At 70.4% G+C, this 16,989-nt stretch carries 13 protein-coding genes; 9 read left to right on the plus strand and 4 right to left on the minus strand.

Annotated features, from left to right (window positions below; all coding sequences use genetic code 11):
• Positions 1-5 precede the first annotated feature (5 nt).
• The 3 genes from ABC304_RS12930 (at position 6) to ABC304_RS12940 (ending at position 2,699) form a co-directional block, all read left to right on the plus strand.
• Entirely contained in the window at positions 6-677 is a 672-nt protein-coding gene (locus tag ABC304_RS12930; protein ID WP_412931208.1) for an ATP-dependent Clp protease proteolytic subunit, read from the plus strand.
• A gap of 152 nt (positions 678-829) precedes the next feature.
• Entirely contained in the window at positions 830-2,098 is a 1,269-nt protein-coding gene (gene clpX, locus ABC304_RS12935; protein WP_412931210.1) for an ATP-dependent Clp protease ATP-binding subunit ClpX, read from the plus strand.
• Between the two features lie 37 nt (positions 2,099-2,135).
• Entirely contained in the window at positions 2,136-2,699 is a 564-nt protein-coding gene (locus ABC304_RS12940) for a dihydrofolate reductase family protein (protein ID WP_412931212.1), read from the plus strand.
• A gap of 3 nt (positions 2,700-2,702) precedes the next feature.
• On the opposite strand, the gene ABC304_RS12945 is transcribed toward ABC304_RS12940, so the two are convergent.
• The gene (locus tag ABC304_RS12945) at positions 2,703-4,760 is read right to left on the minus strand and encodes a M3 family metallopeptidase (RefSeq protein ID WP_412931214.1); all 2,058 of its coding nucleotides are present in this window, start codon (positions 4,758-4,760) and stop codon (positions 2,703-2,705) included.
• Between the two features lie 91 nt (positions 4,761-4,851).
• On the opposite strand from ABC304_RS12945, the gene ABC304_RS12950 reads away from it, so the two are divergent.
• Both ABC304_RS12950 and ABC304_RS12955 read left to right on the plus strand, forming a co-directional pair.
• Entirely contained in the window at positions 4,852-5,463 is a 612-nt protein-coding gene (locus tag ABC304_RS12950; RefSeq protein WP_412931216.1) for an ArsR/SmtB family transcription factor, read from the plus strand.
• 10 nt (positions 5,464-5,473) lie between these two features.
• Positions 5,474-5,695 carry a hypothetical protein gene (locus tag ABC304_RS12955; protein ID WP_412931218.1) on the plus strand — a complete coding sequence of 74 codons (222 nt, stop codon included), beginning with the start codon at positions 5,474-5,476 and terminating at the stop codon, positions 5,693-5,695.
• A gap of 111 nt (positions 5,696-5,806) precedes the next feature.
• Here the strand turns inward: ABC304_RS12955 and ABC304_RS12960 are convergent, their stop codons facing one another.
• Both ABC304_RS12960 and valS read right to left on the minus strand, forming a co-directional pair.
• On the minus strand, positions 5,807-6,058 hold the full coding sequence (locus ABC304_RS12960; protein WP_412931219.1) for a hypothetical protein: 252 nt from the start codon (positions 6,056-6,058) through the stop codon (positions 5,807-5,809).
• A 1-nt stretch (position 6,059) separates the two neighbouring features.
• Positions 6,060-8,648: a valine--tRNA ligase gene (gene valS, locus ABC304_RS12965; RefSeq protein ID WP_412931221.1), complete on the minus strand. Its 2,589-nt coding sequence runs from the start codon at positions 8,646-8,648 to the stop codon at positions 6,060-6,062.
• 338 nt (positions 8,649-8,986) lie between these two features.
• On the opposite strand from valS, the gene ABC304_RS12970 reads away from it, so the two are divergent.
• On the plus strand, positions 8,987-9,838 hold the full coding sequence (locus tag ABC304_RS12970; RefSeq protein ID WP_412931223.1) for an endonuclease domain-containing protein: 852 nt from the start codon (positions 8,987-8,989) through the stop codon (positions 9,836-9,838).
• A gap of 272 nt (positions 9,839-10,110) precedes the next feature.
• Here ABC304_RS12970 and ABC304_RS12975 read toward each other — a convergent pair whose 3' ends face one another.
• A complete protein-coding gene (locus ABC304_RS12975; protein WP_412931225.1) occupies positions 10,111-11,427 on the minus strand; it encodes an MFS transporter in 1,317 nt (438 codons plus the stop codon).
• Between the two features lie 358 nt (positions 11,428-11,785).
• On the opposite strand from ABC304_RS12975, the gene ileS reads away from it, so the two are divergent.
• From ileS to ABC304_RS12990, 3 genes are read left to right on the plus strand one after another with little or no spacing between them, the layout of a single operon-like run.
• Positions 11,786-15,217, plus strand: coding sequence for an isoleucine--tRNA ligase (ileS, locus tag ABC304_RS12980; protein WP_412931226.1), 3,432 nt, complete (start codon positions 11,786-11,788; stop codon positions 15,215-15,217).
• Positions 15,214-16,566, plus strand: a complete 1,353-nt coding sequence (locus tag ABC304_RS12985) for a bifunctional folylpolyglutamate synthase/dihydrofolate synthase (RefSeq protein ID WP_412931227.1) — start codon at positions 15,214-15,216, stop codon at positions 16,564-16,566. Before ileS ends, ABC304_RS12985 begins: the two co-directional genes overlap by 4 nt.
• A complete protein-coding gene (locus ABC304_RS12990) occupies positions 16,563-16,988 on the plus strand; it encodes a DUF4233 domain-containing protein (protein ID WP_412931229.1) in 426 nt (141 codons plus the stop codon). The genes ABC304_RS12985 and ABC304_RS12990 overlap by 4 nt, the downstream gene beginning before the upstream one ends.
• Position 16,989: the final 1 nt, after the last annotated feature.

Genomic DNA, 16,989 nt, shown 5'->3' on the forward strand with positions numbered 1-16,989 from the left:
GACACATGGAAACCCCCACCTTCGGCGCACCGCAGGCCCGCGGCATCCAGATGCCCGGCAGCCGCTACATCCTGCCCCAGTTCGAGGAGCGCACGGCCTACGGCTTCAAGCGCCAGGACCCGTACAACAAGCTCTTCGAGGACCGCGTCATCTTCCTCGGCGTGCAGGTCGACGACGCCTCGGCCGACGACGTCATGGCCCAGCTCCTCGTGCTCGAGAGCCAGGATCCCGACCGCGACATCATCATGTACATCAACTCGCCCGGCGGCTCGTTCACGGCCATGACGGCGATCTACGACACGATGCAGTACATCTCCCCCCAGATCCAGACGGTGGTGCTGGGCCAGGCCGCGTCGGCTGCGGCCGTGCTGCTGGCCGCGGGTGCTCCCGGCAAGCGCCTGGCGCTGCCCAACGCCCGCATCCTGATCCACCAGCCCGCCATGGGCGAGGCGGGACACGGCCAGGCGTCGGACATCGAGATCCAGGCGGCGGAGATCCTGCGCATGCGCACGTGGCTCGAGGAGACGCTGGCCAAGCACTCCCACCGCGACGTCGCACAGGTCAACCGCGACATCGACCGCGACAAGATCCTGTCGGGTGTCGAAGCCGTCGAGTACGGTCTCGTCGACCAGGTCCTCACCACGCGCAAGCGCGTGCCGGCGGCGCTGACCAGCTGATCGGATGCCGCGAACGCCCCGTCTCGTCAGAGGCGGGGCGTTCGTCGTGCGAGGGGCTGTTCACAACGCGCGCCGCAATCCGGCCGATGTCGACACCAGAGGCTAGGCTCGTCGGAGTGGTCGGGGAAGCCCCGGCGATGAGGAGGAGCCTGATGGCACGCATCGGTGAGAGCGCCGACCTTTTCAAGTGCTCCTTCTGCGGCAAGAGCCAGAAGCAGGTGCAGCAGCTGATCGCCGGTCCGGGCGTCTACATCTGCGACGAGTGCGTCGAGCTGTGCAACGAGATCATCGAAGAGCGGATGGCCGAGTCGACCACCGGCGTCGTGTCCGACTTCGATCTGCCGAAGCCGCGCGAGATCTTCTCGTTCCTCGAGGAGTACGTCGTCGGCCAGGAAGCCGCCAAGCGCGCCCTGTCCGTCGCCGTATACAACCACTACAAGCGCATCCGCGCCCACGGCACGCTGCAGACCGCGGAGCAGCGGGCCGAAGAGGTCGAGATCGCCAAGAGCAACATCCTGCTCATCGGCCCGACCGGCTGCGGCAAGACCTATCTCGCGCAGACGCTCGCCAAGCGGCTCAACGTGCCGTTCGCCGTCGCCGACGCCACGGCGCTGACCGAGGCCGGCTACGTCGGCGAAGACGTCGAGAACATCCTCCTCAAGCTGATCCAGGCCGCCGACTTCGACACGAAGCGCGCCGAGACCGGCATCATCTACATCGACGAGGTCGACAAGATCGCCCGCAAGGCCGAGAACCCCTCGATCACGCGCGATGTGTCGGGGGAGGGCGTGCAGCAGGCGCTCCTGAAGATCCTCGAGGGAACGGTGGCCTCCGTCCCGCCGCAGGGCGGGCGCAAGCATCCGCATCAGGAGTTCATCCAGATCGACACCACGAACGTGCTGTTCATCGTGGCGGGCGCCTTCGCCGGCCTGGAAGACATCGTCTCCAGCCGCGTCGGCAAGCACGGCATCGGCTTCGGCGCTCCGCTGCACGACAAGGACGACGACCAGAGCCTCTTCTCCGAGGTGCTGCCGGAAGACCTCCACAAGTTCGGCCTCATCCCGGAGTTCATCGGCCGCCTGCCCGTCGTCGCCTCGGTCACGCCGCTCGACCAGGACGCGCTGATGGAGATCCTCACGGCCCCGCGCAATGCGCTGGTGAAGCAGTACCAGCGCATGTTCGAGCTCGACGGCGTGGAGCTGGAGTTCGACGACGACGCCCTGCGTGCGATCGCCGACCTCGCCGTGCTGCGCAAGACCGGTGCCCGCGGCCTCCGCGCGATCCTGGAGGACGTGCTCGGCCCGATCATGTTCGACATCCCCTCGGCCGAAGACGTCGCGAAGGTGGTCATCACCCGCGCCGCGGTCGACGACGGCGCCGCTCCGACCGTCATCCTGCGGGAGAAGCGCAAGAGCGCCTGACCCTCCGGTGTCTGCGGCCGGCGCTACGGTCGTCGGCATGACACGCATCGTCTTCGACACCGCCACTTCGCTCAACGGCTGGATCGCCGACGAGCAGAACTCTCTCGCCTGGCTGTTCGCGGTCGACGGCGGACAGAGCCCCGATGAGGGGCTGCTGCCCGCCGACGCCGGCGTGATGGTGGAGGGCTCGACGACGTACGAGTGGGTGCTCGCCGAGTCCGACATCCTGGCCCACCCGCAGAAGTGGCAGGAATTCCACGGCGACCGTCCCACATTCGTGTTCACGACGCGCGACCTGCCCGTGCCCGAGGGTGCGGACATCACCTTCGTCTCGGGCTCCGTCGCGGACGCCATGCCGGCGATCCGCGCCGCTGCCGGAGCGCGCGACGTGTGGATCGTGGGCGGCGGCGACCTCGCCGGTCAGTTCCTCGACGCGGGACTGCTCGACGAGATCGCGGTCTCGATCGCTCCGGTGCTCCTCACGGGTGGGGCGCCGCTGCTGCCGCGGCGGCTCGAATCCGACCGCCTGCGGCTCGCCTCCGCAACGGCCGTCGGACCGTTCGCCCGCCTCGTCTACGAGGTCGCCGCGACCCCCGCGTGACGGTCAGCCGGTGAGGCCGCGACGCTCCAGCAGGGGTTCGATGGCGGCATCCCGGCCCCGGAAGTCGCGATAGGCCTCGAGCGGATCCTTCGACCCGCCGACGCCGAGCAGACGGTGGCGGAAGCGGTCGCCGTTGGCGCGCGTCAGGCCGCCGTTCTCGTGGAACCACTCGACGGCGTCGGCGTCGAGCACCTCGCTCCAGATGTAGGAGTAATAGCCGGCGCTGTAGCCGCCCGAGAAGACGTGCGCGAAGTACGTCGACGAGTACCGCGTCGGCACGACCGGGTTGTCCAGTCCGATGTCGGCCAGCGCGGCGGCCTCGAAGGCTGCGACGTCGAGGTCGGCGTCGGCCTCGGCACGGCTGAGACCGTGCCAGGCCTGGTCGATCCAGGATGCCGCGAGGTACTCGCTCGTGGAGAAGCCCTGGTTGAAGGTCTCCGACGCGGTGAGCTTCTCGATGACGTCGGCCGGCAGCGGCTCGTCCGTCTCGACGTGGCGCGCGTACGCCGTGAGCACCTCGGGCCAGTAGATCCACATCTCGTTGACCTGGCTCGGGAACTCCACGAAGTCGCGGAAGACCGCCGTGCCGGCGAAGTGCGGGTAGGTGACCGTCGCGAACAGCCCGTGCAGCGCGTGACCGAACTCGTGGAAGATGGTCGTCACCTCGTCGAGGGTGAGGAGCGTCGGCTGCCCGGGCGCCGGCTGCGGGACGTTGAGGTTGTTGACGACGACCGGGGCGGTGCCGCGCAGGTGCGACTGGGCGACGAGGGAGTTCATCCACGCGCCTCCGCGCTTCGTGTCGCGGGTATACAGGTCGAGGAGGTAAAGCCCGAGCGGCGAGCCGTCCTCGTTGGACACCTCGAACACCCGCACGTCGGGGCGGTACGCCCGCAGGTCGGCGCGCTCGGCGAAGGTGATGCCGTAGAGCGCCGTCGCCGCGGCGAAGACGCCGTCGGTCAGCACGCGCTCCGCCTCGAACCACGGCCGCAGCGCGGAGCGGTCGAGGTCGTACTCGGCGGCCCGCACCTTCTCCGTGTAGAACGCCCAGTCGTGCGCCTCCAGCCGGAACGGGGCGTCGGCGTCATCGATGATCGCCTGCAGCGCCTGCTGCTCGCGCACGGCGTTGGCGGCGGCGGGTCGTGCGAGCCGACGAAGCAGATCGTGAACCGCCTCCGGCGTCCCCGCGGTCTCGTCGGCCGTGACGGCGGCCGCGTGCGACGGATAGCCGAGCAGTTCGGCGCGCTTCGCGCGCAGCCGCACGATCTCACGCAGGACGCCGCGATTGTCGTTCACGTCGCCGCGGGAGCCGCGCGAGCGCGAGGCCTCCATGATGCGACGGCGGCTCTCGCGATCGGTGAGCACCGCCAGGTAGGGGTGACCGGTGAAGAGGGTCAGGGTGACGACGTAGCGTCCGGGGAGTCCGCGGTCCTCGGCAGCCCGCGCGGCCGCGGACAGCTCGCCGTCGGTGAGGCCGTCGAGCTCGGACGCGTCGTCGAAGACGACCGCGAGGTCGTTGGTGTCGGCGAGCAGGTTCTTCTCGAACGTCGTGGTCAGCGTCGACAGCCGCTGGTTCAAGTCGGTGAGACGCGACTTGGCGTCGTCGTCGAGGCCGGCGCCGGCGAGGGTCATCTCCCGGTGGTGCCGGCGCACGAGGCGCTCCTGCTCGGGGTCGAGTCCGAGACTCTCCAGCTGGTCGTGCAGGGTGCTGATGCGCCAGTAGAGCGCGCTGTCGAGCTGGATGGCGTCGTGGTGGGCCGACATGAGCGGCGCGAGCGTCTCGTCGATCGCCTGGATCTCGGCCGTGGCATCGGCCGACGACACGGTGTAGAACGCCCGGGCGACGCGGTCCAGCAGCGAGCCGCTGCGCTCGAGGGCCACCATGGTGTTCTCGAAGGTCGGCATCGACCGCACCCGCGTGATGTCGGCCACCTCCCGGCGGTGCTCGGCGAAAGCGGCTTCGAACGCGGGCAGATAGTGCTCGGCGCGGATCTCGGCGTACGGGGGGAGGGCGTAGGGGAGCGAGCTGGGCGTCAGAAGGGGGTTGGCTGCAGCATCCGTCATGCTCTCCAGGCTAGCCCCGCCGCCGACGGTGCAATTGATCCTTTGCAAATCTCATGTTGCAAATATTTCTCGGCAAAGGTATCGTTGCATTATGACCGACGACACGCAGAGGCCCGCCGGCGGCGGAGCACCGCACACGCCCGACCGCGTGCTCGATGCGGGGGCACTGCGCGCACTGGCGCACCCGATCCGGGTGCGGATCTACGACATCCTCAGCCAGTACGGCCCTCAGACGGCCAGCTCGCTGGCGGAGCGGCTGGGGGAGTCGTCCGGCTCGACCAGCTATCACCTCCGCGCTCTTGCGGCGCAGGACCTCATCCGCGAGGTGCCCGACCGCGGGACGGCGCGCGAGCGGTGGTGGGAGCGCCCGCGGGGCTCCGTCTCGCTCAACAACCCGAGCGCGATGCGCACGCCGTCCGGTCGCGCGGCCTCGCAGATCGTCCTCACCGAGACGCTCAACCGTCGCCACGAGCAGCTCATGGAGTTCGCCCTCGGCGGGCTCGACGCCGACACGCAGGACGGCTGGGAGGACGCCGCGGTCATCTCGACGGCCACCGCCCGCCTCACCCCCGCGCAGCTCTCGGAGCTCGTGTCAGCGGTCGCGGGTCTCGTCGACGACTACGTCCAGCGCCACCGCGATCAGACCGGCGAGGGCGTCCGCCCCGTCACCATCCGCACCGACATGTTCCCCCTCCCGGAGTGAGGAGTACCCCATGACCACCATGACCATCACCACCACTTCGTGGACGGATGCCGCGGCCCGCGGCACGCGCATCGAACGCGCGCTCCTCGGCGCCGGCCGCCTGCTCATCTCGGCCGCGGCGGACAGCGCTCGCCGCCGAGCGGAGCGCCGCGACGCGGGCTACGCCTTCGCCGACCTCGAGCGCGAGCGCATGCGCGCCGACGCCGTGCGACTCGGGCTGCTGCGGCGCTGAGCCGCGCCGGAGCTCTCGCAGTCCGGGTCACCTGACCCGAATGCGGCACACGGCCCGGCGCTCCCGCAGTGCGCGTCAGGTGAACGTGCCGCGGGACATCAGCAGACCGGCTCAGGCGAACTCGTCGTCCTCGTCGTGGCGCACGACGACCTCGCCCGAGGCGTCCGTGGTGACGATCACGCCGGTGTCGAGCTCGGCCACGGCGCGGCCCTCCAGGAACGTGAGGGTCCACGACGGCGTCGGCTGCAGCGCGAACTGCCGCTCGTCGATGAGTCCCTCGACCGCGGCGATCTGCGCGTGCAGCACGTCGGGCACGGCGCGGGGCGGGGTGGTGCGGGCCGGCCAGCGGGTTCCGAGCTGCATGTCAGACCTCTCCGAGTTCGATGTCGGTGACGGCGAGGGTCTCGCCGTCGACGAAGTCGATGCGCGCGATGCGCCCGACGGCCTTGAGGTCGCCCTCGGCGCTCTTCAGCGCCGCGACGGTCTCGGCGGGAGCACTCATCGTCACGCTCGTGACGGGCGTCTTCTGCGAGGCCTTGGCCTCGGTCTTCGCGCGGCGGATGCCGATGAGCGCGGCGGACGCGGCCCGCAGCACCGCCGGGTCGCCGTCGATGCCGGACGGCTCCGGCCACGAGGCGGTGTGCACCGAGCCCTCCTCGAACCACGACCACGCCTCCTCGGCCGCGAACGCCAGCACCGGGGCGAACAGGCGCAGCAGCCGCGACAGCGCAAGACGCAGCGCGAGCGCCGCCGACGCCTGACCGACGTCGGTCTGGTCGTAGGCGCGCTCCTTGACGAGCTCGAGGTAGTCGTCGCAGAACGTCCAGAAGAACGACTCCGTGATCTCCAGCGCCCGCGCGTGGTCGTAGGCCTCGAAGGCCTTCGTCGCGTCGCGGATCACCGTGTCGAGGGCGGCGAGCATGCTGGCATCCAGCGCATGCGTCACCTGAGCGCCCTCGGGGACGGGGAACGACAGCACGAACTTCGCGGCGTTGAGCACCTTGATGGCCAGGCGGCGGCCGATCTTCACCTGCGTGGGGTTCTGCGGGTCGAAGGCCGCATCGGCGCCCAGGCGGCTCGAGGCCGACCAGTAGCGCACCGCGTCGGTGCCGTGCTGGTCGAGGATGTCGGCGGGCGTCACCACGTTGCCCTTCGACTTCGACATCTTCTTGCGGTCGGGGTCGACGATGAAGCCGGAGATCGCGGCGTCCGTCCACGGCGACCGGTCGTCCTCGAGGGCGCTGCGCAGCATCGTCGAGAACAGCCAGGTGCGGATGATGTCCTGGCCCTGCGGCCGCAGGTCGAACGGGCTCACCAGGTTCCAGAGCTCGTCGTCTCGCTGCCAGCCGCCGGCCAGCTGCGGAGTGAGGGACGAGGTCGCCCAGGTGTCGAAGATGTCCTTCTCGCCCTCGAAGCCGCCCGCCGCTCCGCGCTGCTCCTCGGTGTAGCCGGGCGGCACGTCGATCGTCGGGTCGACGGGGAGGGAGGCGAGGTCGGGCGTGATCACGACGTCGAAGTCGCGGTCGCCGTTCTCGTCCAGCCCGTACCAGACCGGGATCGGCACGCCGAAGAAGCGCTGGCGTGAGACCAGCCAGTCGCCGGTGAGGCCGCCGACCCAGTTGTCGTAGCGCACGCGCATGAAGTCCGGATGCCACGCCATGCCCGCGCCGAGGGCGGTGAGCTTCTCGCGCAGCGCGCCGTCGCGCGAGCCGTTGCGGATGTACCACTGGCGCGTCGAGACGATCTCGAGCGGGCGGTCGCCCTTCTCGAAGAACTTGACGGCGTGGGTGAAGGGCTTGGGGTCGCCGTCGAGCTCGCCCGAGGCGCGCAGCAGGTCGACGATCGTCTTCTTGGCGCTGAAGACCGTCTTGCCGGAGATCTCCGCGTAGGCGGCACGGGCGGCATCCGTCACGATCACGTCGGGGGCGTCCGCGAGCACGCGGCCGTCCTTGCCCAGGATGGTGCGGTTCGGCAGGTCGAGCTCACGCCACCAGATGATGTCGGTCACGTCGCCGAAGGTGCAGATCATGGCGATGCCCGATCCCTTGTCCTTCTGCGCGAGCGGGTGCGCCAGCACCGGCACCTCGACGTCGAACAGCGGGGTGCGCACGGTCGTGCCGAAGAGCGGCTGGTAGCGCTCGTCGTCGGGGTGCGCCACGAGGGCCACGCACGCCGCCAGCAGCTCCGGCCGGGTGGTCTCGATGTGAACGTCGCCGGTGCCGTCGGTCTTGTGGAACGCCACGCGGTGGTACGCGGCGGGCTGGTCGCGGTCCTCGAGCTCGGCCTGCGCGATCGCGGAGCGGAAGTCGACGTCCCACAGCGTCGGGGCGAGCGCCTGGTAGGCCTCGCCGCGCTCGAGGTTGCGCAGGAAGGCCAGCTGGCTGGTGCGCATGGTGTCGTCGGAGATGGTGCGGTACGACTGGGTCCAGTCGACGCTGAGCCCGAGCTGACGGAAGAGCGACTCGAAGTGCTTCTCGTCCTCCAGCGTCAGGCTCTCGCAGAGCTCGATGAAGTTGCGGCGGCTGATGGGCACCTGGTCGGCGGCCTTGCTGCTCTTGTTGTCGCCGCCCTCGAACGGCGGCGTGAACGAGGCGTCGTAGGGCAGCGTCGGGTCGCAGCGCACGCCGTAGTAGTTCTGCACGCGGCGCTCGGTGGGCAGGCCGTTGTCGTCCCAGCCCATCGGATAGAAGACCGTCTTGCCGCGCATGCGCTCGAAGCGCACCTTCACGTCGGTGTGCGTGTAGCTGAAGACGTGGCCGATGTGCAGGCTTCCCGAGGCCGTCGGCGGGGGAGTGTCGACCGAGTACACGCCGGCGCGACCGGCGTCCGCAGCGCGGAGGCGGTCGAACAGGTACGTGCCCTGCGCCGACCACGCGGCATCCCACTTCGTCTCGAGACCCTCGAGGGCCGGCTTGTCGGGGATCTGTCCCGGGGCGTGGGTGGCGTCGGCCATGAGGTTCTCCTGCGATATGTGCGGCACTGTGTGAGCGTGCCTGAGTGTGGGATGCCCCGTCAGTCTACCGCCGGGGTGGCGCGGCGTCGTGCGTGCGACGGCTCTACCGCGCGACCCCCAGGACGCTGCAGAGCGGCGGTATCCCTCCGGTCCGGCATGCCGCCAGAGTCAGGGATGCCGCGAGAGTCAGGCGGCATCGCGGGCTTTCGCCTGCCTTTCGTGAGATCCCTGCCGCCCACGACGATGGCCGTTCCTCCCCACGGGTCCGACGGGCCGGCCAGCGCACCGGTTTGAGGCCGCGTCGCACACAGACCGAGCCGCGACATCACGCTGGGCGGATGAGGCGGAGTCGAGACGAGGACGCGTCGATCCTGTCCGCCGTACGTGCAGCGGGGGGAGTCGTGCGCGGAACGGCCCTCGTGTCGGAAGGTCACCGTCGGCGCACGATTGCGGCGCTCGTCGAGACGGGCGCGCTGATGCGTGTGCGACGGGTGTGGCTCGCCGCCCCGGATGCGGATCCTTTCGCCGTGGCGGCGGCACGCGGCAATGTCGTGGTCTCGTGCGTCACGCAGGCACGGCGGATGGGGATGTGGGTGCTCGGGGAAGGTCCGCCGCATGTCGCTGCTCCGTCCGGCGGCGCGCGCATCGATGTGGCGCGCGGCACAGTGGTCCACTGGGGTGAGCCGATCGTTCCCCGTGCACCGCACGTGCTCTTCGATTGCGTCGAGAACGTGCTCGCGCTCGTGTGTGCCTGTCAGCCCGCGGAGTCGGCGCTCGCCACGATCGAGTCGGCTCTCCAGCAGGGAATCGCGGAACAAGGAGCTCTCCTGCGTCTGCCGCTCAGTGCACGGATGCGGTCTCTCGTGATCACGGCGTCGCCGTGGTCCGACTCGGGTCTCGAGACCTTGTTCCGTGTTCGATTGGCGTGGTTGCGCCTCCCGATCCGCGCGCAGATCTGGATCAGCGGACACCGCGTCGACCTGCTCATCGGCGACCGACTGGTCGTTCAGATCGACGGCCGCCACCATGTCGGCGCGCAGCGCACGGAAGACATCCGCCACGACGCCGAGCTGATGCTGCGGGGATACCACGTGATCCGCGTCGGCTACCAGCAGATCATCCATCGCTGGCCCGAAGTGCAGGATCTCATCATGCGCGCGGTCGCGCAGAGGCTGCACCTCGTGCCGTGACGGCGCGGACGGACGCGGGCTTGGGCGGGCCTTGTTTGGGCGGGCCTTGTTTGGGCGGGCTTGGCGCGGGTAGGGCGCGGGCATGCGCCTCCTCGGCCGCATCCAGAATCAGGGATGGCACCAGAATCAGGCGGCAGCCGCGATCATGGCCTGACTTTCGCGCCATCCCTGCTTCTCGGCGCGGCCGCCCGTGGGCGCCCCCGCCCCTCCGGCCGTCTGACCTGCGTCTCTCGTCGCAGGTCAGGCGGTGGCGCGGTCAGGCGGTGGCGCGGTCAGACGGTGGCACCGACCACCGCCGGGGTGGCGCGGCGTGCGGCGACCAGCGCGGCGACGAGCGTGACCGCCGACATCATCACGAGGATGACGCCGGGGTGCCACCACGCGAAGTCCGTGGCGGTGCCCAGCTGCAGGGTGACGATCGGCACGAAGCCGCTCACCGTCGCCGCGAGGGCGTAGGCGAAGGAGAGCGCCGAATAGCGGAACCGGTCGGGGAACAGGTCGTTCATGAGGCCGCCGAGCGCCGCCCACGCCATCGTCGGCAGGATGCCGCCGACGATCATCGTCGCCACGAGGATCGGGAACGTGGCGAACTGCAGCAGGAAGTACATCGGAAAGGCGATGAGCAGCGTGCCGAGCGCGCCCCACGCCACGACCCGCGCCGAGCCGACGCGCGTCGCCCAGGCGCCGAACAGCGGGATGGTGATGAGCTGCAGCAGTCCGCCGACAGTCGTGGCGATCAGGAGGTCCTGGAAGCTGAAGCCGAGCTGCGTCACGCCGTAGTTCACGGTGTACGTGTTCATCAGCGAGTAGGAGCCGATGCCGAGCAGAGCCGCGCCGACGGCGATCGCGAGCGCGGCGGGGCGCTCGCGGAACATCGTCACGAACGGCGTGCGGTCGCGGCGGCCCTCGGCGACGACGCCGCGGAACACCGGGGTCTCGGTGATGCTCAGCCGGAGGTACAGCGAGACTGCCAGCAGGGGGAGGGCGATGAGGAACGGGATGCGCCAGCCCCACGCGGCCAGGTCCTCGGCGGGCAGCGCCACCGTCATGACGATGAAGAGGCCGGCCGACAGGATCGAGCCGACCGGCGAGCCGAGCTGGGGGATGGCGGCGTAGAAGGCGCGCTTCACCGGGCTCGCGTGCTCCGTGGCGATGAGGATGGATCCGCCCCACTCGCCGCCGAGGCTGAGGCCCTGGGCGACCCGGAGCACGATCAGCAGCGCGGCGCCGAGCCAGCCCGCCTGGGCGTAGGTCGGCAGCGCTCCGATCAGGCCCGTCGAGATGCCCATGATGCCGATCGTCCACAGCAGCGTGGTGCGGCGGCCGAGGCGGTCGCCCATGTAGCCGAAGATCACCGCGCCGACGGGGCGGACCACGAAGGCGATGGCGATCGTGAGGAACGCCAGCGCCGTGCCGCCGATCTCGCCCAGGGGCTCGAAGAAGAGCGGGCCCACGAAGTAGGCGGAGAAGTAGGCGAAGACATAGAAGTCGAACGACTCCAGCGACGTTCCGACCATGGAGGCCCAGGCGACCTTGCGGGGTGCGGAGGGGCGGTCGGTGGGAGCGTTCAGAGTCTGAGCCGTGGTCACGGGGGTCCATCCTTTCACGCGGCCGGGTCATTGATGGACTCGGTGCAGGTACCCCGCGCACAACCGCGGACGACGCGCGGGCATTCCCGCGACCGGTCGTCCGCGACAGCGCGAGCGGCGGCATCCACGCCTCCATCCGCGCGCGGTATGATGGAGGCACAGGCGCCGATCCGGCCATCACCGGGGAGTCTTCGGAAGAACAGCCCTCGCGGCCCAGTAGAACCGAACGGGGCAGGCCCGTCACAGCCGCAGAACGAGAGATCCGCCGCGTGCGCGCGGCGGGTACGCGGGGTGGTACCGCGGTCCTTCCGACGGGAGGGTCGTCCTCGCAGGAAGCGACGCAACCTGCTGGAGTGACATGACCTACCCCCGCCCCGCCTCCTCGGCCGCCGCGAGCGCCTTCGGGCCGGCCGCCGACGTCGTCCCCTCGCCGCGCTTCCCGCAGATCGAGGCCGAGGTGCTCGACTACTGGGCCGCCGACGACACGTTCCGCGCGTCGATCGATCAGCGCGAGGGCGCCCCCGAGTGGGTCTTCTACGACGGCCCGCCGTTCGCCAACGGCCTGCCCCACTACGGACACCTCCTCACCGGCTACGCCAAGGACCTCTTCCCCCGCTTCCAGACCATGCGCGGCAAGAAGGTCGACCGCGTCTTCGGCTGGGACACGCACGGCCTGCCCGCCGAGCTGGAGGCGATGAAGCAGCTCGGCATCACCGAGAAGCACGAGATCGAGTCGATGGGCATCGACGCCTTCAACGCGAAGGCGCGCTCCTCGGTGCTGGCCTACACCCACGAGTGGCAGGACTACGTCACGCGCCAGGCGCGCTGGGTCGACTTCGAGCGCGGCTACAAGACGCTCGACACCACCTACATGGAGTCGGTGCTGTGGGCCTTCAAGACCATCCACGACAAGGGTCTCGCCTACGAGGGCCACCGGGTGCTGCCGTACTGCTGGCGCGACCAGACGCCGCTCTCCACCCACGAGCTGCGCATGGACGACGACGTGTACCAGATGCGCCAGGACCCGTCCGTGACGGTCACCTTCCCGCTCACCGGCGCGAAGGCGGAGGCCCTCGGCCTGACCGCCGTGCGCGCCCTCGCGTGGACGACGACCCCGTGGACGCTGCCGACCAACCTCGCGCTCGCGGTCGGTCCCGAGATCCGCTACGCCGTCGTGTCCGCCGGTCCCGGCGGCGCTGCCGACGTGCACCGCGACGACCCGATGGCCGAAGCCGAGTCGCACCAGTACCTGCTCGCCGAGGACCTGCTCCCGAACTACGCGAAAGACCTCGGCTACGCCTCCGCGAAGGAGGCGACGGCGGCCGTCGAGCGCACCATCCTCGGCTCCGAGCTCGTCGACGTCACCTACGACCGCCTCTTCGACTACTACGCGGATGCCGCGACCTGGGGTACGCAGAACGCCTGGCGCATCCTCGCCGACGACTACGTCACGACTTCGGACGGCACGGGCATCGTCCACCAGGCGCCGGCGTACGGCGAGGACGACCAGCGCGTCACCGAGGCCGCCGGCATCCCGCTCATCATGAGCCTCGACGAGGGCGGGCGCTTCCTGCCGCAGGTCGAGGACGTCGCCGGCGAGCTGTGGATGGACGCGAACCGCCCGCTCATCCGCCTGCTGCGCGAGAGCGGCCGCCTGCTGCGCGAGGCGAGCTACGAGCACTCGTACCCGCACTGCTGGCGCTGCCGCAACCCGCTGATCTACCGCGCGGTGTCGAGCTGGTTCGTGCGTGTCACCGCCATCAAGGACCGCATGCTCGCGAACAACGAGCAGATCACCTGGGTGCCCGAGAACGTCAAGCACGGCCAGTTCGGCAAGTGGCTCGAGGGCGCGCGCGACTGGTCGATCAGCCGCAACCGCTACTGGGGCTCGCCGATCCCGGTGTGGAAGAGCGACGACCCCGCGCACCCGCGCGTGGACGTCTACGGCTCCCTCGCCGAGCTGGAGCAGGACTTCGGCCGTCTGCCGCGCAACGCGGAGGGCGAGGTCGACCTGCACCGTCCGTTCATCGACGAGCTCACCCGGCCGAACCCCGACGACCCCACCGGCGCCAGCACCATGCGCCGTATCGAGGACGTCTTCGACGTGTGGTTCGACTCCGGTTCCATGCCCTACGCGCAGGTGCACTACCCGTTCGAGAACGCCGAGTGGTTCGACTCCCACGCACCCGCCGACTTCATCGTCGAGTACATCGGCCAGACCCGCGGCTGGTTCTACCTCATGCACGTGCTGTCCACGGCGCTCTTCGACCGGCCGGCCTTCACCGGAGTGAGCTGCCACGGCATCGTTCTCGGCAATGACGGACTCAAGATGTCCAAGTCGCTGCGCAACTACCCCGACGTGTCGGAGGTCTTCGACCGCGACGGCTCCGACGCGATGCGGTGGTTCCTCATGTCGAGCTCCGTGCTGCGCGGGGGCAACCTCGTCGTCACCGAGGAAGGCATCCGCGCGGGCGTCCGGGAGTTCATGCTCCCGCTGTGGAACTCGTGGTACTTCTTCGCCACCTACGCCAACGCTTCGGCAGGCTCAGCGGAGTCCGCCTCCGACGGCGGCTACGAGGCGCGGTGGCGCACCGACTCGACCGACGTGCTCGACCGCTACATCCTCGCGCTGACCGGCGACCTCGTCCGCGACGTCGCCGCCGACCTCGAGGGGCTCGACTCCACGACGGCCGCCGAGCGCCTGCGCGACTTCGGCGAGGCGCTGACCAACTGGTACATCCGGCGCTCGCGCGACCGCTTCTGGCGCGGCGTCGTGCCGGGCGACGACCGCAGCACCGAGGCGTTCGACACGCTCTACACGGTGCTCGAGACCCTCACCCGCGTGGCCGCCCCGCTGCTGCCGCTCGTCTCGGAGCGCATCTGGCAGGGGCTCACCGGCGGTCGCAGCGTGCACCTGGCGGACTGGCCGGACGCCGACGCCTTCCCGGCCTCCAGCGACACCCGCCGGGCCATGGACGCCGTCCGCGTCGTCTCCAGCGTCGCCAACGCGCTGCGCAAGCGCGAGGGCAAGCGCGTGCGCCTTCCCCTCGCACGCCTGAGCGTGGTGATCCGGGATGCCGCGGCCCTGGCCCAGTTCGACGAGATCCTGCGCGACGAGCTGAACGTGAAGAGCGTCGAGCTCATCGAGCTCGAGGAGTCCACGGCGGCCGACTACGGGATCACCTCGCGCCTCTCGGTCAACGCCCGTGCCGCCGGACCCCGCCTGGGACGCCAGGTGCAGCAGGCGATCCAGGCGGCCAAGGCCGGCGACTGGAGCGAGGTCGACGGGGTGGTCGTCGCCGGCGGCCTCCCGCTGCAGGAGGGCGAATACGACCTCGTGCTCGAGACGACCGGGCGGCCCGAGGGCGAGGCGCTCGCACTCATCCCCGGCGGCGGATTCGTGCTCCTGGAGACGACCACGACGCCGGAGCTCGAGGCCGAGGGTCTCGCGCGCGACGTGATCCGCGCCGTCCAGGACACCCGCAAGAACGCGGGCTTCGACGTCAGCGACCGCATCCGTCTGCACCTGCTGTTCACGGCGGAGACGGACGGCGACGCGGTGGCGTCGGCCTTCGAGATCGCGGATGTCGCGGGGGAGACCCTCGCGGTCGCACACGCGGTGTCCGTCGCGGGCCGGGACGTGCACGTCCCCGCCGACGCACCGGCCGAGACGTGGCATCCGGTCGTCTTCGGCCACCTGCCCGAGCACGTCACCTTCGTGCCGGCCGGCACATACGCCAACACCGGCGGCTTCCACGTCGCCGTGACCCGAGCGGAGGCTCCGGCATGAACGACAGGGATCGCGCGGACGCCGTCTACACCGAGCTGCTGAAGCGCCAGGGCGAGCGCTGGGTGCAGCCGCGGGTCGAGCGCACCAAGCGGGTGCTGGAACTGCTCGACGACCCGCAGCGCACGTACCGCGTGGTGCACGTGACGGGCACGAACGGCAAGACGTCCACGAGCCGCATCATCGAGAGCCTCGTGCGCGCCCACGGGCTGCGGACAGGGCTGTTCACCAGCCCGCACCTCGAGCGCTTCACCGAGCGGATCATGATCGACGGCGAGCCGGTCTCCGACGGGGCGGTCGCCGACGCGTGGGATGAGATCTCGCCCTTCGTCGATCTCGTCGACGCGGAGCTCTCGGCATCCGGCGACGCGGCTCTGACGTTCTTCGAGCTGCTGACCGTGCTCGCGTTCGTCGTCTGCGCCGACGCGCCCATCGACGTGCTCGTGCTGGAGGTCGGCATGGGCGGGTCGTGGGACTCCACGAACGCCGCCGACGGCGACGTGGCGGTCTTCGCGCCCATCGACCTCGACCACGCCGACCGCCTCGGCGACACCATCCGCGAGATCGCGACGGTCAAGTCGGGCATCATCAAGGACGGCGCCGCCGTCGTGTCGGCACGTCAGACCGCCGAGGCCGAGCGGGTGCTGCGGGATGCCGCGGCCGCCCGGGGCGCGACCATCGCGTTCGAGGGCGAGGGGTTCGCCCTCGCGGCGGACCGCCTGGCCGTCGGCGGGCAGGCGATCTCGGTGCGGGGACTCGCCGGCACCTACGAGGACGAGTACCTGCCGATGTACGGCGAGCACCAGGCGTTCAACGCCGCCTTGGCGATCGCGGCGGTCGAGTCCCTGATCGGCGGCGGGCAGCGCGCCATCGCGGCCGACATCGTCGCGCAGGGGCTCTCCGAGGCCACGTCGCCGGGTCGACTGCAGCTGGTGGGGATCGCGCCGACGGTCGTGGTCGACGCCGCGCACAACCCGCACGGCGTCCGCGCGCTCGTGCAGGCGCTGCGGACGGCCTTCGACTTCGACGAGTGGGGCGTCGTCCTCGGCGCCCTCGAGGACAAGGACGTGCGGGGCATCGTGTCGGAGATCACCCCGATCGCGGCGCGCGTCTTCGCGACCGCCCCGCACTCCGAGCGCGCCGCCACCGCCGACGCCGTGGCCGACATCGCGGAGGCGCACGAGGTGCCCGTGACGGTGCACGACGAGCTGGCGGATGCCGCCGAAGCCGCTCGCGCGTGGGCCGCCTCGGCCGACCGCCGCGCCGTCGTCATCGCCGGTTCGGTCGTGCTGGCGGGCGAGGCGCTCGCCCTCGCGACCGCCGATGACTGGAAGGCGGGGTGGAGCGAGTGACCACCGACACCGCCGGTCGTCCCGGCCGGACGCCCCGACCGCGTCGCGCACGCGGTGCGGCGGAGTCGCTCGGCTCCATCGTGCTGGCCTTCGAGTCGGTCGTCGTCTTCCTCGCCGGACTCGTCGTCTTCGGGCTGAAGGCGCTGCCCGAGTCGATCCCCGCCTGGTGGGGCATCGTCGGGGGCGCCGTCATGGCGGTCCTCATGATCGCCGTCTCGGGGGTACTGCGACACCGCTGGGGGATCATCCTCGGCTGGATCCTGCAGATCATCGTCGCGCTCGCCGCGTTCCTGGTGCCGGCGATCGCGTTCGTCGCGATCATCTTCGGCGGCATGTGGGCGTATGCGACGATCAAGGGGGCGTCGCTCGACAGGCGCAACGCGCGTCTCGCGCAGGGCCGCGCCACCCCGAACGGAGAATGAC

The sequence above is a fragment of the Microbacterium jepli genome, from assembly GCF_047237905.1.
Taxonomy (GTDB): domain Bacteria; phylum Actinomycetota; class Actinomycetes; order Actinomycetales; family Microbacteriaceae; genus Microbacterium.